This is a genomic window from Lepagella muris, from assembly GCF_004793975.1.
Taxonomy (GTDB): Bacteria; Bacteroidota; Bacteroidia; order Bacteroidales; family Muribaculaceae; genus Lepagella; species Lepagella muris.
Window position 1 is genome coordinate 34,193 of record NZ_SRYB01000020.1, and the last position, 19,647, is coordinate 53,839.

The 19,647-nt window shown below is 44.2% G+C and carries 12 protein-coding genes; 8 read left to right on the forward strand and 4 right to left on the reverse strand.

The annotated features are described in order from the left end of the window. Positions 1 to 178: 178 nt before the first annotated feature. From E5331_RS13080 to E5331_RS13110, 7 genes are all read left to right on the forward strand, one after another. The gene (locus tag E5331_RS13080; RefSeq protein WP_123483362.1) at positions 179 to 3,451 is read left to right on the forward strand and encodes a SusC/RagA family TonB-linked outer membrane protein; all 3,273 of its coding nucleotides are present in this window, start codon (positions 179 to 181) and stop codon (positions 3,449 to 3,451) included. A 23-nt stretch (positions 3,452 to 3,474) separates the two neighbouring features. Further along, positions 3,475 to 5,214 carry a RagB/SusD family nutrient uptake outer membrane protein gene (locus tag E5331_RS13085; protein ID WP_123483363.1) on the forward strand — a complete coding sequence of 580 codons (1,740 nt, stop codon included), beginning with the start codon at positions 3,475 to 3,477 and terminating at the stop codon, positions 5,212 to 5,214. Positions 5,215 to 5,385: 171 nt separating this feature from the next. Beyond that, complete coding sequence (locus E5331_RS13090; protein WP_123483364.1) at positions 5,386 to 6,159, forward strand: prephenate dehydrogenase/arogenate dehydrogenase family protein; 774 nt, start codon at positions 5,386 to 5,388, stop codon at positions 6,157 to 6,159. Positions 6,160 to 6,217: 58 nt separating this feature from the next. Then, positions 6,218 to 7,495 carry a multidrug effflux MFS transporter gene (locus E5331_RS13095; protein ID WP_123483365.1) on the forward strand — a complete coding sequence of 426 codons (1,278 nt, stop codon included), beginning with the start codon at positions 6,218 to 6,220 and terminating at the stop codon, positions 7,493 to 7,495. Positions 7,496 to 7,538: 43 nt separating this feature from the next. Continuing rightward, positions 7,539 to 8,147, forward strand: a complete 609-nt coding sequence (locus E5331_RS13100; protein WP_123483366.1) for an outer membrane beta-barrel protein — start codon at positions 7,539 to 7,541, stop codon at positions 8,145 to 8,147. Between the two features lie 93 nt (positions 8,148 to 8,240). Further along, positions 8,241 to 8,507, forward strand: a complete 267-nt coding sequence (locus E5331_RS13105; protein WP_123483367.1) for a hypothetical protein — start codon at positions 8,241 to 8,243, stop codon at positions 8,505 to 8,507. 39 nt (positions 8,508 to 8,546) lie between these two features. Then, on the forward strand, positions 8,547 to 10,850 hold the full coding sequence (locus E5331_RS13110) for a helix-turn-helix domain-containing protein (protein WP_123483368.1): 2,304 nt from the start codon (positions 8,547 to 8,549) through the stop codon (positions 10,848 to 10,850). Between the two features lie 74 nt (positions 10,851 to 10,924). Here E5331_RS13110 and E5331_RS13115 read toward each other — a convergent pair whose 3' ends face one another. Continuing rightward, entirely contained in the window at positions 10,925 to 12,283 is a 1,359-nt protein-coding gene (locus E5331_RS13115; protein ID WP_123483369.1) for an ATP-binding protein, read from the reverse strand. 418 nt (positions 12,284 to 12,701) lie between these two features. On the opposite strand from E5331_RS13115, the gene E5331_RS13120 reads away from it, so the two are divergent. Continuing rightward, entirely contained in the window at positions 12,702 to 15,140 is a 2,439-nt protein-coding gene (locus E5331_RS13120) for a glycoside hydrolase family 31 protein (RefSeq protein ID WP_123483370.1), read from the forward strand. A 167-nt stretch (positions 15,141 to 15,307) separates the two neighbouring features. Here E5331_RS13120 and E5331_RS13125 read toward each other — a convergent pair whose 3' ends face one another. The 3 genes from E5331_RS13125 to E5331_RS13135 form a co-directional block, all read right to left on the reverse strand. Then, the gene (locus E5331_RS13125; protein WP_123483371.1) at positions 15,308 to 16,669 is read right to left on the reverse strand and encodes a TrpB-like pyridoxal phosphate-dependent enzyme; all 1,362 of its coding nucleotides are present in this window, start codon (positions 16,667 to 16,669) and stop codon (positions 15,308 to 15,310) included. A 370-nt stretch (positions 16,670 to 17,039) separates the two neighbouring features. Then, positions 17,040 to 17,681, reverse strand: a complete 642-nt coding sequence (locus E5331_RS13130; protein WP_123483373.1) for an HNH endonuclease — start codon at positions 17,679 to 17,681, stop codon at positions 17,040 to 17,042. A gap of 3 nt (positions 17,682 to 17,684) precedes the next feature. Next, positions 17,685 to 18,926 (reverse strand): AAA family ATPase, encoded by a 1,242-nt coding sequence (locus E5331_RS13135; protein WP_123483404.1) that lies wholly within the window; start codon positions 18,924 to 18,926, stop codon positions 17,685 to 17,687. Positions 18,927 to 19,647 lie beyond the last annotated feature (721 nt).

The following is a 19,647-nucleotide window of genomic DNA, read 5'->3' on the forward strand; positions in this document are numbered from 1 at the left end:
ATTATTATATATTTGCCATCGAAAAAGAATTTGCAAGCGGTTCATATTTGGTTTTGATAATTACTACATCAATCAAATTTGTTCGCATTTGTATCCATTGTACCAAAAAATAGACAATCGGTTTAACTGAGCCGATGATTTCAATAAAAACCATTATTAACTAAACTACATTGATCCGATGAGAAAACTATTTTTCTTTATGTTGGCAATGTTGGTATGCTCGCTTGAGATTTCTGCCCAGATCCATACGGTTAAAGGCACAATCTTTGATGCTACCAATAATGAGCCATTGGTAGGGGCAACAGTCGCACCTATCGGAGGAGGGCAAGGCGTCGCTACTGACATTGATGGAAATTTCGTGCTACGAGTGCCACAAGGTGTCAAAAAAGCAAAAATAACCTATGTCGGTTACACTCCGACAACTGTAGAACTAAAAGATGGCATGAAGGTTTTTCTTCAATCAGAATCTGCGGAGCTTGATGATGTTGTGGTAGTTGCTTATGGTACTGCCACAAAGGAGTCCCTTACAGGATCAGTCGCTGTAGTAAATTCCGCTGAGATTGAAAAAAGGCCTGTCAATACGGTCACTTCCGCACTGGAAGGAATCGCACCGGGTGTGCAAGTATCGAGCAGCACCACTGCAGGTCCCGGCGGAGCTCCCTCTATTCTTATCCGTGGCATCAATACCGTAAATGGCACGAATGCTCCGATATATGTTGTCGATGGCGTGATATTCAATGGCTCAATTGCTGATATAAATCCGGAGGATGTTGAATCAATGTCTGTGTTGAAAGATGCCGCATCATGCGCACTTTATGGTGCGAAGGGTGCAAATGGCGTGATTCTCATCACGACACGAAAGGCCAAGTCCAAAGGTAAAGTTGATGTGACCTTGAAAATAAATCAAGGCATATATCAGAGAGGGCTTCCTTTCTATGAGACTTTAAATTCCAACCAATGGATGGAAACCACGCTTACCTCAATAGTCAACAGTCAGAATTCTTTGGAGAATAATGAGCTTACTCTTGACCAAATCCGAAAAGACCAGATAGAACATTTCTTTGATAATGTCCACGTTTGGAATATATATGGTGATAAGAAAGCTGAAGATATATTCAATGAAAACGGAAATGTGGTGCTTAATCCGTTAGCGGCGTATGATGACCTTAACTGGTGGGATGCCATGTCGCAGAATGGTTATCGTCAAGAATATAATGTCTCTGTTGCTGCGGCACAAGATAAGTTCAACGTATTTGCATCAACCGGCTACCTGAAATCGCAGGGCTATATGATCAACACTGATTTCGAGCGTTTCTCAAACCGTATCAACCTCTCAGCCACTCCCGTGAATTATTTCAGATTTGGAGTGAACACCAACATGAGTTACCAGAAATCGCAGGATGATGACCTTGATGTCGATGATCTTGGGGTTACATCCAATCCTTTCAACTACGTTTATCGTGCCCCGGTATTCCCGTATTACAATCACGATATGAAAACAGGCGCGATCATTTATGATGAAAATGGAGAGAAAGAATGGAACACGAATCCGGGCTACACTCCCTATGAGAGCAACATCGCATATCTATTGCGTTCAAACAGCAATAGTTTCAACAAACTGACCGCAGACCTGTCAGTAAATGCGACAGCAATCCTTCCCTATGGATTCGAATTCACCGTGAGAGGGGATATGTTCAGATCAAAACAAGAATACAAGAGTTTTGGCAATCCGTGGGTCGGATCGGCTCTCGGTTTCGGACGTCTGAGAGTCACCAACTATAACACCAAGACCTACAATTTCATGCAGACCCTTACGTGGGAACATCAATATGGAGACCATCATGTCGATGTGCTGCTTGATCATGAAAATTATTCTTACGATTATGGCTACAACTACCAACAGGCTTCTGACATGATATTCACAGCCGGCGCTTTGGAACTTACTAATTTTGCAAAGAACGAGAGCTATTCGGCATATCATATCCAGCGCACCACAGAATCTTATCTTGGAAGAGCCAGATACAACTACAACCAGCAATATTTCGCAGAGGCCTCACTTCGCAGAGACGGCACATCACGCTTTGCAAAAGACTCACGCTGGGGCACATTCTGGAGCGTCGGCGCAAGCTGGATTATCTCCAAGGAGAAATTCCTCCGCAATATTGACTGGATAAATTATCTCAAGCTTCGCGCATCTTATGGTACAGCCGGTTCGGATGCGGCAGCAAATTCCTATGCATATTGGTCTCTTTACGCACAACGTGCTGCCAGAGTCGACAGCCAGCTGGTAATGTCACCCTCTCAGATGGGCAACGACAAAGCGAAATGGGAAAGCGTCAGGACTCTTGACGTTGCCCTTGAAGGCACTCTTTTCAACGACAGATTAAATTTCTCTATCGGATACTTCTTGAAAAAGAATGTGGATCTTTTATATAACGTAAAACAGCCTGCATCAGCCGGTGGAAAATGGGACGGCGCACAATGGACTATTCTTACAAATATCGGCACAATGCAAAATGTCGGATGGGAACTTATGTTCAAAGGCGACGTCATCAGGACAAGAGATTTCCGCTGGGGTTTGAATCTGGATGCATCATTTATAAAGAACAAACTGACAAAATTGCCGGCAAGCGGCAACCAGTGGACCTCGAACATCGCCCTTATCGAAGGGAAAAGCCGTTATGAATTCTACATACCCACCTATGCGGGCGTGGATATGGCCACAGGTCGGGCTCTTTATGAGATCAACAAAGACAGCCATGAATTCATGGAGCTCAACGAAGAGACCGGCAATTGGGAATTCAGCCAATCCGCTTGGGATTCCAACATTGAGGGAGCGAAGAAAAACAATGCCTATGTAGAAATCGACGGTAAGCCCTACACCACACAAACGACATATTCATCAAAAGAATTCCAGGGCTCATCCCTTCCCACCGTATTCGGTTCGTTTGGAACAACACTCGAATGGAAAGGTATAACCCTGGGAGCACTGTTCACCTACAGCCTCGGGGGTAAAGTCCTTGACAGCACCTATAACAGCCTTATGTCTTATGGCGATGGCAAAACCAACAGTTACCACAAGGATGTGTTGAATTCATGGACCGAAGCTCCTGCAGGTCTAAACATGGACGACCCCTCACAACGAATCAGCAAAAAAATAAATCCACAAATCAACGCACAATACTCCAGCTACGACAACGCCACATCTTCGCGCTGGTTGACGGATGCAAGCTATCTCCAATTCAAAAACCTCTCCGTAGGTTATGATTTCCCGAAGGTAGTGACCGATCCTATAAAACTTCAGGCTTTGAACCTCGGATTCAATGTTGAAAACCTATTCACCGTTACAAAACGGAAAGGCATCAACCCCGCATACAACTATTCAGGCGGACAAGGTAACTATTTCGTTGTCTCAAGAGTATTTTCTTTCCAACTGACAGCTCGTTTCTAAATCTTATAAACGAAAAAAACGACATGAAAAAAAATATAATAACAAAAGGGATTGCCGCTCTCATGGTCTCTACCATGCTAACTCCGGCATTGACCTCTTGCTCATCTGATTATCTTGATAAAGAGCCAATCACATCAACAAGTTCCGCTGATATCTCGGGCACAATAGAAGGCGCAAGAGCAGCAAAGACAGGTTTGTGTCAGGGAATGTACCGTCAATTCACAGAACATAAGCTCAACGGCACAAATGGAGAGGCTTGGATGATGATTTACTATGGTGAGGTTTTTGGTAATTCAATGCTCAGCAATCTATATTGCGGACATGGGACAAGCGACACTTATGCAAACTGGAGTCAGCTTCGCCAAGAGACTTATTGGGGAGCACAACAGATGTGGTATTATGCATATAATCTCATTAATTGGGCAAACCTCATAATCGAAAACATCGACAATCTGGACTCATACGACGGAGAGAGGGATTTCATCAAGGCGGTTGCCTTGACAATGCGTGCACATTTGTACACGCGGCTTGTACAATGTTATGCGCCAAACTGGGAAAATGCAAACAATGGCGATGTCAAATGTTTGATCATACGTAAAAACAGCACAACTGAAGATTTACCATTCAGCACCATGAAGGAAGCTATAGATCTGATTTATGCTGACCTTGACGAAGCCATCAACCTCTTTGATAATTGCGGCTGGAAAAGAGACTTCATTTGGGAACCTGACGCCTCTGTTGCCCGTGGAATATATGCCCGCATAGCCATGATCACACATGACTATCAGAAAGCGCAACAAATGGCAGCGGAAGCTCGGAAAGGATATCCCATAATGTCTGCCGATGAATATACTTCTGGCTTTGTGACTGCAAATGACGAGTATATGTGGGCTACGATGTATGAAGCACCCGCACAGTCTATATATTACTATGCCACCGGTGCCTACAATGCATGCAACGGACGCTATCAGAGTTCGTGGGGCTATGCAGTTAACTCAATTGATTATATGCTGTATAAAAAATTCCCCATCACCGACATCAGAAAGCGGTTGTATATAACGCCCGAATTCCTTGAACTCAACAAAGAACTTGCAGATAAGTATGGTCTTAAAGCTGAAGATTTTTGGGATGCATCCAAAATTTACACTAATGGTATGAGGATTCAGATCAACAGTCAGAATACAGCCATGAGAGATTTCATAATTGAATATGGAAAACAAGAATATGCCCGTCAAGATAAAATCAACGGATTCTTAAGCGGCACCATTGCTCCATATCAAGGGAAAAGCACCGAAGTATTATTTGGAACACAATACAAATTCTGGGGCAACCAGGTATATGGTATGAATCAATGGCCGTTTATGCGTGCATCTGAAATGGCATATACCGAAGCTGAGGCAGCTTACCGCAACGGTGACGAAGCCACGGCACGTAAAATTCTCATAGAAATTAATAAGGATAAGCGAGATCCAAATTATGATTGCACCTCTTCCGGTGAAGCTCTTCTTCAGGAAATCAAAGATTACAGAACGTTTGAACTTTGGGGTGAAGGTTTCAACTGGTTTGATATGAAACGTTGGCACGATCCAATAGTCCGTGTCGGTTGGGAAGCCGGGAATATGGAATCCGGAAACAGAGGCGTCTCATTCACTCAAAGATTTGATCCGGATGATTTCTACGGCTGGGTTATAACCGTTCCAACTGTCGAATTCAATTATAACAAACTTGCAAATCGTGCGGATTTACCTGGTGGTAACCGATAATCTATTGAAATAGAAGAGGGATGATATTCAGAACATCATCCCTCTTCTATTTCACATACTTTTAGGATATTTAACCTTTCGGAACATGTTTAGACAACTCCCTTGTTTTAATATGGTTGGTTACTTACAATATTAATTATTAACTTTGCAATCTTCAATAACGATACAATAATGAAAATATTGATTCTTGGAGCCGGCAAAATGGGCTCCTTTTTCTGCGACCTTCTCTCTTTCCGTCATGATGTGGCGATTCTTGACACCGACCCGCAGCGGCTGCGTTTCACGTTTAATGTGCAGCGGTTCTCTTCGCCGGAGGAAGTGAAGGAGTTTGATCCCGACATGGTGCTGAATGCCGCCACCGTCAAATATACCATCCAAGCGTTTGAGGCTATTCTACCATATATCCGGCAGAATGCAATACTCAGCGATATCGCTTCCGTAAAGACCGGATTGCCGGAGTTCTATGAGAAGGCCGGACATCCTTTTGTCAGCACCCATCCTATGTTCGGGCCCACATTCGCATCTCTCTCTAATCTTCGGAATGAGAATGCCGTAATTATCAAGGAGGGGGACCATCTCGGAAGGGTTTTCTTCAAGGATATCTACAATGAACTGAAACTAAACGTGGTGGAATACACTTTCGACGAGCACGACGAGACTATGGCTTATTCCCTCGGAATACCGTTCGCATCCACTTTCGTATTCGCCGGAATAATGAAGCATCAGGATGCTCCGGGCACAACGTTCAAACGCCATTTCGACATCGCGCGTGGCGTGCTTAGCGAGGATGACCATCTATTGAGTGAGATCATGTTTAACCCTCACACCCCGAAGCAACTTGAGAAGATACGCACCCAGCTCGCAGAACTTCAGGAAATCGTGGAGCACCACGACAGCTCCGCAATGAAGAAATTCCTCACCAAACTGCGCAACAACATCAAGTGACCGGGATAAACCATCTCTGGAATTAAAGCGTTTAGTCTATGTCTAAACGCTCTTTTTTATGTCTTCATCCACTAAAACACCGGCTGCCGCCACTACCCCTGCAAGCGGCACATCATCCCGACGCTACTACGTCTTCCTCATATTCTATCTGGTAATGTTGAGCGCGTTCGGATCGTTTGTCAACGACATGTATCTTCCGACACTTCCGGAAATGGTAAGGTCGTTCCATACCACCACGTCCACCGTGCAACTTGGTCTGACATTCGGAATGATCGGACTCGGAGTAGGAGAAATGATACTCGGTCCGTTAAGCGACAGGTTCGGAAGGAAGCCGATACTTATCGGGGCACTCATAGTGTTCTGCATAGGTGCCGTATGCTGCGTATGGTCAAAAACCATACACGTCTTCATCTGGTGGCGACTTGTGCAGGGACTGGGCGCATCCGGCGGTTATTTCCTCGCCCGCACCATTCCCGCCGATCTCTATCAGGGACGCGCATTGGCAAAAGTAATGGCTCTTGTCGGGGCAATCAACGGTTTCGCGCCGGCAAGTGCGCCGGTGATCGGCGGACTTGTGGCTCGTTCCATCGGATGGCAAGGGATATTCTGGATACTCTTCGGATTCTGTGCATTCCTGCTTCTCATATCTCCGGTATTCAAGGAATCACTCCCCGTCTCAAGAAGGATTACAGGTCACTTCGGGGTGGCATTCAAGAATTATGCAGTGCTTTGTCGCAACCGTCATTTCGTCATACACGTCATGCTCAAGGGGGCGGCCCTCGGCATCCTCTTCGCATACATATCCTCAGCCCCATTCATCATACAGGACCATTACGGCTACTCACAGATGCAATTCGGTTTCTTCATGGGTTTCAACGCCCTGTTCGTTGCCACAGGCTCCATGATCGCCCTACGGTTCAAGCCCCTGAAGAGAGCCGCTGTAATAGCCGGACGCACGCTTACGCTCGTGGCGATTGCGCAATTCGCATGCTTCTTCCTAATTGATAACGTGTGGGTGTATGAGGCTATGAACCTCCCGATGCTGTTGTGCCTCGGAATGCTCTTCACAGTAGGGAATACGCTTGCCATGAATGAAGGCAGGGACTGTGCCGGCGATGCCTCGGCTCTGATCGGGTTGGCAGGCTATCTGTTCGGGGCAGTAGTCAGTCCTCTCGTGGGTCTTGGAGATATAGTCCATTCCACTGGCATAGCGATAATATCGCTCTCTGCAATCACCCTTCTCTTCACCCACATGAGCCGCGACCTCCCCGCCGACCTCTTGCCGACTCCCGCTTCTGCAAAGAGAATGGCACCACCCTCCCCTGAAAACAAATAATACCATCCGTGTAATATGGGATGCTAATAAGCGTTATCATGATATGAAAAGATTCCTGCATATTGTCTCACTCTTAGTCATGTTTCTATTCATGACATCTACATCGGTCTCCGCACAGCTACGGTATGGGTTCCGGTTCGGAGGCGACATAGCCTCTGCCCGACTGAAAAATGCCGGCGACGCCACTCTGCGTAATGGCGGAGGTTTCAGCGGCGGCTTCGTATTTGAATACCAGATGCCGAAATGCGGTTTCGCCCCCGACATCGCGATACTCTACACACGCTATAACACCCGTCTTTCCGAAACAGGGAAAGATCCGGTGAGTTTCGGGCGTAACTTCATCGAGGTGCCGGTGCATTTCAAATATAAGTTCTGGATGAAATCATTCCATGAGCTGTTTGGTCCGATGATATATACCGGTCCGTCGTTTGCTTTCCGTGTTGGCAACGACAACAAGGCTCCCCTCTCTTCAAAGGTAGTGCAGACCGGATGGGACGTGGGGATCGGATTCGATATTGTCAACTTTATCCAGATTGCAGGCGCCTACCGGTTCGGTCTCGGTAATGCCGTCAGCAGCTATCCATCTCATCCCGACGCCTCTCTGAGAACGGATTGCTGGAACATCTCCGCAACAATCCTGTTTGACTTCTGACGCGCCTACGATATCATTATATACTGAATATACATCAGCAGGTTTATGATATAATACCATAAACCTATAAACCATAAACCATAAACCTATAAAATGGATACAAAACTTTTCATTAACCGTGCCGCCGATCTCGTGAAGGAATATATCGCGGAGGAGGAAGCATACACCGACAACGTGCAGCTACAGATCAACACTCTCACCTGGGACATGGAGATTGCTGATCCGGAGAACGATCTTCCTGACTGCGACTATTATCCCATGATGGATCTTGTGAAGATGAGCGTGGAGAATCCGGGACAATGGGTGCCTGATATGGATGCCATTGAGGAGATGGCTGCCGATTACGTATTCACTGAATAACAGATACCGAATCACTCATAATCATCCTATAATCCCACTATGAGGAGACATCCGCAGTGTCTCAAATCAGTATCATCCACCGTTTCTTACGAAGCGGTGAGATTCTGTATATCCATAATTATGGTGTGCATATATGCCGTGATACAGTGCGGAGTAGCGGCATCGGATGACGTGTCACGTAATTTCCTTTTCTCAAAAATCGATAACCACGGCGACACGAGGATAAGAAGCATCATACGATTGGATGACGGACGCACGGCGTTTGCCACTGTTGACGGTATCGACATATTCGACGGGTCAAGATTCTCCCATCTTTTCAATGTCACATCCGATAAATATCCGCTCCGTGGATATGACGGCTACCATCATCTTTATCTCTCGCACGGCGGTAAATATCTATGGCTTAAAAATATGCATTCTCTCCAATGCGTGGATCTCGACACCGAGATATTCGCGACGGATGTGAAGGGAGTGCTGCATGGACTTGGAGTAGATGCCCCGGCGGATGATTTCTTTGCCGATAAACTGGGAAGAATTTGGATTGTAGCGGGGGATGACCTTCTGCTCCCGCAATGCAAAAAGAATTTCAGTATAGACAATCACTACGGAGGACTAATAGACTTGGCTGCCGATGAAGATTCCGCCTATCTGTTCTACCGCAACGGCATCGTAAGCCGTCTTGACATCAAATCCGGTAAGATTGTCTACTCCGTTGCCGCCTATCCTGAAAGTAAACACTTCAAATATGAGTTCACATCGCTTCTCGCAGAGTCGTCCGACGGATTCTATCAGATCAGGAATGGAGCGGTGGGCGCACTATTCCATTTCAACGTCAAATCCGCATCTTGGGAGAAACTTCTTGAATCTGACATACGTCTGAATACTATTGCCGTATCCGATTCCGGCATCTTCATCAGCACTCCTAACGGTCTTATACTCTATAATCCTTCTGACCTCTCTTTTGAGCATATCCCTTATCTGCGCACTAAAAACGGCAATCTGCTGGCATCAGAACTGAGCACTATTGCTGTTGACAATAATAACGGTATACTTGTCGGCACGCTCAACAGGGGCATATTCTATCATAATCCCTTGCTCTACCGATATCATTCCATCCCGAAAGGCACACCCTCCCCGCTCTCCACCCCTGCTGCATCATCTGTATTCTCAGAAAATATCGACGGATCAGTCAACATAAACCTCAACGGGAAATTTGCAAACGTGACTTTTCCCGATTCCCTCAGATACGGTATAGAAATCGCATATACCGATTCAACGCCAATCACGATGTCGGGAGAATATGGGTCAGGAGCCTCTTTCGTGTCGGGAAACGGGGCAATATTCTTCAATGAGACCGACCGCCTTTCTATTTTCGTTCCTAATGATTCGGCTTCCATAACTAATAGCCGGACTCCGTTCATATCAGGAATACTTGTCAATGCGAGGAGGATAGAACCGCTTCGTAGCTATGACGGCGAAGTGGTGACGACTAAGATTGCGGCACGTTCGGAGGCAATCTCCCTACCCCATTACGGTAATTTCATCACATTTGAAGTCTCTGATCCCGACATATCCTCTGCCAATCCAAAGTTCGTATTCATGCTGGAGGGTGCGGATAAGGATTGGCGGTATGCAACTCCCTCCGATATCCGCAACCGTATGCTGACCACGACCTACACTGCCCTTGCTCCCGGCAAATACCGGTTCAGGGTGAAGAAGAGTGACCTGCCCGATTCTCCTGAGGCATCAATCGACGTGGTGATTCGGCATCCGTGGTGGGCGTCGCCCATAGCGTTCGCGATATATGTACTTATTGCAATCATTATTGTCATCACCGGGATACGCATATATGTGGCACGTGAAAAAAGGCGCATAGAGGCGGAACAGAAGGAGAAGTTTCTTCTGGAGAGGATAAGGCAGCTTATAGAGGAGACCGACAGATATAAGTCGGAAGCACCGGCTTCTCCTACCGATAGTGACGGAGACAATCAATCCGTCACAGGCGAGTCAGAGCTATCAGACGAAGACCGTGATTTCGTGACGCGGGCGATTGAGACGGTGGAACGGAATCTTGACACGCCCGGTTATTCCGTGGCGCGTCTCAGTGCGGATCTCTGCATGGATCGCACCGGACTTTACCGTAAACTGACGTCGCTCCTCGACAAATCGCCAAGCATCTTCATACGCGATATCCGTCTGAGAAAGGCGGCTGCCCTTATCTCCGAAGGGAAGATGAGCATCACGGAGATTGCCGACGCCACAGGCTTCAGCTCCACAAGCTACATGAGCAAATGCTTCCAGGAGCATTACGGCTGCAAGCCATCGGAATATCACAACAAATAACTCCTCCCTTCGACATATCATTCAACACGGATATGTAAAGGGATAGATCTTTACATTATTTCAAAAAATTTTTATCAAAAATAACAATTTTCTTCTGAAATGTCAGTTTGTTCAATACACATTATGTAATATATCGGCATGTATGTTATTTTACCATCTGTATACACTTCTCTGTCATTATCCAAAACAATTGCATTAGAGACATTATAGTCTTTATTTTCAAGAAATTTGTCAAGTGCCCTATGAGTCGTATAATCTTTACCGGATTTCACTTCAATTGGCAGCACTGTCATATTTGCAGTATCGTTGATCAAATAATCAACTTCCCCATTTTTGTTGTTGTCATAATAGAAAAGATCGTGACCATGGGCTTTCAGTTCTTGTGCTACAATATTCTCGTAGACTGCGCCAAGATTGATACTTAATTCATCTTTCAATACAGGTGCAATGTTGTTTCCATACAATCGCCATGTGAGTAAACCGACATCGTTGAGATAAAGTTTTAAAAGATTCTTATGAACAGATTCCGATAATGGGTATTTGGGGTTGGAAATAGCGTGTACATCCAATGCTATGCCGGAAGAGACGAGATATTCAAACTCTTCGGCAAACCAATCGAAGCGATCACCCTTTTTACCCCGAATATCCTTAGCAACGATACGTTTCTTCTTATTTTCCATTTGTGACACTATCATATCATAAATTCTGCGGATTAAAAGTTTCTTACTTGCCTCTTTCTCATATTTTGCAGCATCCTCTTTATAAAGATCTTGTATTGCATTTTGCACTTCTCGCACCCTGACTATATTGTGGGTGTCCAGATAAGTATTGACAGCATCAGGCAATCCTCCGACCAACAAGTATTTCTTAAACTCCCCTAATAGTTTTTCATGTTGAGCCTCTGTCACTGACAATCTGTTTATATAACAATTACGGATATAGTCAAGAGACTCTTTCCCCCAACCTTCTGCTATAAGCCATTCTTCAAAATCAAGTTGAAACATTTTCTTGCGAATGATACTGCCTATTGGTATGGAGACGGTATTCTGTAAGGCTATACCAAGTAAACTTCCACTGGCGATGTAAGTAAACTTGCCCTCTTCACGTATAAATTTAAGCATTGTGAGATACTGGGGATAATGTTGTATTTCATCCAAAAATATAAGTGTATCCGACTTATTTCCCAATTTACCTCCAGCGACCATACTTAATGTCATATAGAACTGGTCTAACCCTCTAATATCACGGAATAAGCCATCTGTTTCGTCATCTTGCGCAAAATTTATCTCAACGAAGTTCTTATATAGTCGTTTTCCAATCTCACGTATTATGTATGATTTGCCAATTTGTCGGGCGCCCTCAATAATCAATATCTTATCATTTCCGGACGTCAGATGAGTTTCTATTTCAGAAGATATTTTTCTGTACAGCATAATTGATCTACTCTTTTATTTAAATTCACATTTACAAAATTACACTTTTCCCAGAAAACGAACACTATAAAATTACACTTTTCACAAAAAATAAACACTATAAAATTACACTTTTTCCAAAAACAGGCATTATAAAATTACACTTTTCCCAGAAAATTAATACCATAAAATTACACTTTTTTAATTTATGATCAAATATGTCACTATGTGACCTTCGTATGCGGAATAGTCTCAACAAATAATGTTTTTCACTGTAATTCACAACTATAACATCCTTATTTTTATTTATAATATTGCGGATTTCAACATTATTCGCCTTTTTTTCAACATCAGTGTTGTTGTATTTTATCGTTTTGCACCTAATTTTGCGACAAAATTATCTAACTGACAGAAAACCTAAATGTAAAACTATAAGATCATGAAGAGATTCAAATCTGCTATCTTGTTATGCTGGTTGTGCGTCGCAACATCTTTTGCATACGAGAAAACTCCCGACGGGATAAAGACCACCGTCGGACAAGAGAACATCAGCATCAGCTTCATCACTCCTAAAACGGTAAGGGTCGTGAAGTCGCCTGCCGGTGAGACTGAGAAGATGAAAACGAGCTACAGTGTGGTTGCAACTCCGGAAAATGTTGACTTCAAAGTAACGGAGAAAGGTGGCGCGACTGTTGTATCCTCAAACATCCTTTCTGTAGCGGTCAGCAAATCCGACGGTTCGCTCTCTTTCTCAAAAGCAGGAAAGAGACTGCTGAGCGAGAAAGGCTCCGGAAGTTTCAAGCCTTTTAATGATGCCGGCACCCCAGCCTATACAGTCAGACAGGCATTCTCTCTCGAAAAGGGGGAGGCTATCTACGGACTCGGTAATCTTGAGAACGGAGAACTCAACCAGCGAGGACAAAACCGTCGTCTTATGCCCGGAAATATTGAGGATGGCATACCCGTCATGGTGTCGGTGAAGGGTTACGGTATATTCTGGGACAATTATTCACCCACCACCTTCGGTGACAATGCCAACGAAACCTATTTTGAATCGGAAGTGGGCGACATGATCGACTATTATTTCATGGCTGCCGATAATATGGAGGGCGTCATCAGCGAGATGCGTAATCTCACCGGTGAAGTGCCGATGTTCCCTCTCTGGACCTACGGTTTCTGGCAAAGCCGCGAGAGATATAAGACACAGGATGAGACAGTCGGCGTGGTGAAGAAACACCGTGAGCTTGGTGTACCTATCGACGGCATAATACAAGACTGGCAATATTGGGGCAACAATTACCTATGGAATGCCATGGAATTCATGAATCCTGATTTCTCCAATCCTCAGAAGATGATGGACGATATACACGGCATGAACGCCCATGCGATAATCTCTATATGGTCATCTTTCGGTCCGCAGACAAAACCATACCGTGAACTTGCTGAGAAAGGACTTCTTTTCAATCTTTCGACATGGCCCCAGTCGGGCATAGCCGAACAGTGGCCTCCGCGTATGGATTATCCGTCAGGAGTGAAAGTGTATGACGCATATAGCCCTGAGGCACGTGATATTTATTGGAACAATCTCACTCGCCTGCACAATTTCGGCATGGACGGATGGTGGATGGACTCCACAGAACCTGACCATTTCGACTATAAGGAGGAGGATTTCAACCATCAGACGGCAGAAGGCTCTTTCCGCAAGGTGAGGAATGCATATCCCCTTCTCACTGTCGGCGGCGTCTACGACCATCAGAGAAAGGCTTCCGACGACAAACGCGTGTTCATCCTCACCCGCTCCGGATATGCCGGACAACAAAGATATGGATGCAACGTATGGACCGGCGATGTGTCGACAAGCTGGCAGAATCTACGTAATCAGGTGCCTGCCCTGCTTAATTTCACCATGACCGGCAACCCGAACTCCAACTGCGACCTTGGTGGGTTCTTCTGTAATGCCTATAACAACAATGGACCCAACTCGGCAGTAAAGAATCCGTTGTTCCGCGAGCTATACGTGCGTTGGATGCAACTTGGCGTATTCCTTCCGATGATGAGAAGTCATGGTGCCGACATCAAACGAGAGATATATTATTTCGGAGAAAAGGGGGATAACGTATATGATGCGATAGAGGATGCCATACGCCTACGGTATGCAATGCTACCGTATATCTATTCCACCTCATGGAACGTGACGAAAAACAACGGCAGCTTCATGATGCCTCTCTCGGCATTCTATCCCGAAGATAAGAAGACATGGAACTGTAAGGATGAATATATGTTTGGCGAAAATATCCTTGTGGCTCCGATCATGAAAGCGAATTATACTCCCGAACTGATTGCAAAGACTGACGAGAACACCGGCTGGGACCGTAAGGAAAGTTTCAACGTGTCGGCTTCATCCGACCCTGATTTCATGGCTCCGTATACCACTTCTGTATACCTCCCCAAAGGGAAATGGTGGGATTTCGAGACCAACAGATTGTATAAAGGTGGCATGAATATTGAGAAAGAGGCTACTATAAAGACTCTTCCGGTATTTATAAAAGCCGGAGCAATTCTTCCGATCGGACCGGACGTGCAATACGCTACAGAAAAGCCGTGGGACAACCTGACAATAAATGTATATCCCGGTGCCGATGGGAAATTTACCCTCTATGAGGATGAATTTGATAACTATAATTATGAGAAAGGGAAATATTCCACCATCGATTTCATCTGGAACGACAAGACCGGCACCCTGACAATCGATGACCGCAAAGGAGATTTCCCCGGCATGCTTAAGAACCGCCGTTTCAATGTGGTTCGCATCAGTGAGAAGGGCGCAACACCAGTCGCCGTGGATTACGACGGCAACAAGAAATCAGTGAAAATCTGACAGATAAGCCGGAATAGAAGAAATAAAAAAATGCCGTTGATGACAATATTGTCATCAACGACATTTTCGTTTTTACGGTCCTTATTGTCAATTCTGTCAATATCGTCATTACTGTCATTATTGACATTATTGACATTATTGACATTATTGACAAGCTCGGTCGGATATCAGAGGATTTTATCCAGCTTATCGGTGTTTGCCTTTATCTCGGCGTCAGGCACCTCATAATCGGCAAGGTCTCCGCTGTGATACTGGTCGTAGGCAGCCATATCGATGAGTCCGTGACCCGACAGGTTGAACAGGATGACCGGAGCCGTTCCCTCCTCGTTGGCACGACGTGCCTCGCGTATGGCAGCGGCTATGGCATGGCTGCTCTCAGGCGCGGGGATGATACCCTCGCTGCGGGCAAAGAGATGTGCGGCGGCAAACGTCTCTGTCTGCGGTATGTCTACTGCATCTATGAAGCCTTGTGAACGCAACTTGCTGACCACTGCGCCCGCACCATGGTAACGCAATCCGCCGGCATGGATATTGGCGGGAGCAAAGTCATGTCCGAGGGTATACATCGGTATCAGCGGAGTGTAGCCTGCCTCATCTCCGAAATCATATTGGAACACACCCTTCGTAAGTTTCGGGCAAGACTGCGGCTCAGCAGCCACGAAACGGGTGTTGCGTTCTCCGGAGAAATTATGACGCAAGAACGGGAAAGTTATGCCGGAGAAGTTGCTGCCTCCGCCGAAGCAACCGATCACGATGTCGGGGTATTCACCTGCCATCTCCATCTGTTTCTCGGCTTCCAGACCAATCACTGTCTGATGAAGTGCTACATGGTTGAGTACAGAACCGAGCGTATACTTACAGTTGGGGGTAGTCGTGGCAAGTTCCACAGCCTCGGAGATCGCCGTACCGAGCGACCCTTGATAATTCGGATGCTCAGTGATAATCTTGCGTCCGGCTTTTGTCGACATACTGGGGGATGCCACCACCTCCGCACCGTAAGTCTCCATGATGGAACGGCGGTAAGGTTTCTGATGATAGCTCACCTTCACCATATATACAGCAAGCTCAAGACCGAAATGACGAGCGGCAAGCGAAAGAGCCGCGCCCCACTGTCCGGCGCCCGTCTCTGTCGTGATATTAGTGATGCCCTGTTTCTTGGCATAATACGCCTGCGGTATAGCGGAGTTCAGTTTATGTGAACCTACCGGACTGACGCTCTCATTCTTGAAATAGATATGTGCCTTAGTACCGAGAGCCTTCTCCAGACCACGAGCACGCACGAGTGGTGTCGGACGCCATATACGATACATATCGCGCACCTCCTCCGGGATCTCAATCCATTTGTCAGTATCATTCAGTTCCTGTCGGGCAGCCTCCTCTGTGAAGACAGGGAACAGATCCTCCGCTTTAAGAGGCTCCTTTGTGGCAGGATTAAGCAAAGGGTTCGGTTTCTCCGGCATTTCCGCCAGCACGTTATACCATGCAGTCGGTATATCTTTCTCTTGAAGAATAAATTTCTTTGATTCCATGTATTTTTATTAAATTTTCCTTTCAGACTGCAAATTTATACAAAAAATCGGACAAGTAAAACAACCCAATAACGATAACCAAGCCGATATTCAATTTTTAGTCCATTACTAAGGTCTGCAAACTCCCATATTTCCCATAAATGAATGCACTGCAAACAATGGAATATTCCTGGCATCCCCACACTTTTATGGGAGAATATCCAAGATATCCCTACATTTTTATGGGGGAATAATCACGACATCCCCACACTTTTATGGGGGAATAATCACGACATCCCCACACTTTTATGGGGGAATAATATTGATATGTACGTCCTAATTGACAATAAATATACCGTATTTGCACTCCTCGACTATTGAGAATAACCGATTATTTATTCCATTTGATATATTCCACAAAAGTTTCATAAAGCGTTTCATTAGATTTTATAATCCAATACTTAAAGCCTAAAAATTCAGCCTTGGAATCCAATTCTTCTATAATCGCATTTTTATTCTCATCTGTTGGATTATCAAGCCAAGATATTACAATTGACTGAAAATTTGTAATTTTTGAAACAGCATACTCATAAAATAATTGTTCTCTAATGTTTCTTATCTGTTTTGTTCCATTAAAAATCCGTTTTAAAAGACTAATTGTCATATCAATACTCTCTGACGATAAGCCTTCACTTGAAAAAACAGCCTGCGCATTAGGAAAATCCAAATATTGCCGAATCTCCTCCTCAATATTATCCTCCGTAGGAGTAACCAAATCATTAAACAATGACGATTTCTTCCCATTGCAATAACTGCAACTCAAATATAAATTAGACCATTCAAATTTCAATTCAGGATACTTATCTCTACTTTTATGATGCTCTACCTGAAAATCTGTAATACGGATTCTCTCACATAAATAGCATTTCCCGTTTTGATCTGCCCTAAGTTGCCTGACAACATCCTCCCCCGTCCAAGCCAAACGTTTGGATAAAGAAATCGGCACTTCTGAATGCTTATAAATCTTTATCATATCTCAGAACAACTGCTTTATCTTACTGTTATACTTGATTTCAAGTTGACGATATGCACCAACCAATTCAGGAGAAGTTGCCTCCGGTATTTTCTTGAAGTCAACCACCAATTGTCTTGCTGTCATTCTTTCCATATCTGACAAAGATTCTTTATTAAGAAGCATTTCCAGTTCCCTATATCTCTGACGGGCATAATCAGAATCTGTTGATACGCCAAAATATCCTTCTGTGAGAGCTTGATATGAATAATCCGTAAGATTAGTTATAGGTTCTTGATGTTCAAGATCATAAGCAGTGGCGTTTGGCAATGAACTCAACACAAATGGAGAATGAGACGTCACTATAAACTGAATGTTAGGGAAAAGAGTCGTCAACATTGGCAAAATCATCTTCTGAAGTTTCAGATGCAAGTGAGTCTCTATCTCATCAATCATAACAATTCCCGGTTTACTGAATTCCATCGACAAACTGCCGTCAGACTGCATCCTTAAGATTAGATCTGCAACTATATCCAGAATCGCGACAAAGCCATCGGAAAGTTCTGTGAATTTAAAACTCTTGCCATTTGTAAGTATTTTAAATGAATAATCCTTATAATTAAACTTAAGTTTCAGATTCTCATCTTCAAAAAACTTACACAATATATCCTCAAAATTATCAATCCATTTCTTAATATCATCGGCATCGCCATTCATATTTTCATTCCGAGCCAATGCCTCTTGTATTTTTAAATCAGAAAGAAAGTTAAGTAATTGGGACGTAAGATTAAAACCCATATCCCCATTTGCTGACAATACAGGTTTAGTCGGATTTTTAGGTTCCAAAATATCCGTTTTACGGGCTGCTTTATAAAAAGCTATTATAAAATTCCCATCCTGATAATCATTAATAAAGCCATATCCATCGGCAAATGACACGTTCACCTTATCATAAAGACCATCATACTTCTTCTGATAGTCTGTCAATGCTGCCTTTGCATGAATATATTCAGGACTACCCTTTTCACTCTCTTTTATAGCATCTTCTTTTGACTTTATCCATTCATGATAATTAAGGAAAGTGAGATCAATATCATTTTTTATTTTTCCCAGAAATTCCGCAATCGCATTAAGAAGCACGGTCTTTCCGCTACCATTCTTACCTGTCAGAATCAGATGTGGGGAATTCTCATCTGCAATCTGAATTGATATGTCCTGTAGATGATACAGTTTATTAACATGTATTCCTGATATATATCTATTCATACGATTTTTTTGTGGGATATTATTCGCATTCTCCTTACAGCAGTCCCATATTATTTTCAATTACATTAATTGAAAATAAGAAGTTTTGCTTTCAAGAACGCAAATATCTGTTAATGTTGCGAAGATACTAATTGTTTTCAGCATAAAAAAATATTACTGACCTTTAGTAAAAAATAAAATGCGATTATTTAGCATCTAAAACTATCACGGAGTACACAAAGAGCTCGGAAGGAATCAAATATACGGAGTTCTCCGTGTTCACTGCGGTTGAACCTTACCATTGAGTATCACGTTACCTTAAAAATCGTATTTTTCGCAATCTTTTTGGGAAAAACTTTGGGATTTGAAAGAAAACCTCTAAATTTGCAGTCACAGACCGCCTCGCAGAAGCCTCGGTCCGGGGTAACGAGGGACGGGATGTGACAGACATTTTAAGAAAGCGTTTATCCACGCTTATCCCGGCCACTTGAAATTCTCGCAAAATTTCTTACCAAAGCCAAGGATATAGCAACGATAGATGCCCGTGGTATGTAATATTTAGCTTCCGGCAAACATCTCGTGAGAGATATGCCGGTGGCATACATTACATATATAAGCGTGGGCTTCTGCGTTGCTGTCCGACTTTGGTAAGGCAATGCGAGAAGCCTCAAGTGGTAGGATGGCAACCGATACAGACTCCTACGCTTTTTTCATAAAATAACTTGCCGACGAGGGGATGACC

Bases quoted from the DNA above. Each gene is read 5' to 3' on its own strand.
- E5331_RS13100 (WP_123483366.1), top strand. From the start codon at position 7,539: ATGAAAAGATTCCTGCATATTGTCTCACTCTTAGTCATGTTTCTATTC.
- E5331_RS13090 (WP_123483364.1), top strand. From the start codon at position 5,386: ATGAAAATATTGATTCTTGGAGCCGGCAAAATGGGCTCCTTTTTCTGC.
- E5331_RS13120 (WP_123483370.1), top strand. From the start codon at position 12,702: ATGAAGAGATTCAAATCTGCTATCTTGTTATGCTGGTTGTGCGTCGCA.
- E5331_RS13115 (WP_123483369.1), bottom strand. From the start codon at position 12,283: ATGCTGTACAGAAAAATATCTTCTGAAATAGAAACTCATCTGACGTCC.
- E5331_RS13110 (WP_123483368.1), top strand. From the start codon at position 8,547: ATGAGGAGACATCCGCAGTGTCTCAAATCAGTATCATCCACCGTTTCT.
- E5331_RS13080 (WP_123483362.1), top strand. From the start codon at position 179: ATGAGAAAACTATTTTTCTTTATGTTGGCAATGTTGGTATGCTCGCTT.
- E5331_RS13130 (WP_123483373.1), bottom strand. From the start codon at position 17,681: ATGATAAAGATTTATAAGCATTCAGAAGTGCCGATTTCTTTATCCAAA.
- E5331_RS13095 (WP_123483365.1), top strand. From the start codon at position 6,218: ATGTCTTCATCCACTAAAACACCGGCTGCCGCCACTACCCCTGCAAGC.
- E5331_RS13105 (WP_123483367.1), top strand. From the start codon at position 8,241: ATGGATACAAAACTTTTCATTAACCGTGCCGCCGATCTCGTGAAGGAA.
- E5331_RS13125 (WP_123483371.1), bottom strand. From the start codon at position 16,669: ATGGAATCAAAGAAATTTATTCTTCAAGAGAAAGATATACCGACTGCA.
- E5331_RS13135 (WP_123483404.1), bottom strand. From the start codon at position 18,926: ATGAATAGATATATATCAGGAATACATGTTAATAAACTGTATCATCTA.
- E5331_RS13085 (WP_123483363.1), top strand. From the start codon at position 3,475: ATGAAAAAAAATATAATAACAAAAGGGATTGCCGCTCTCATGGTCTCT.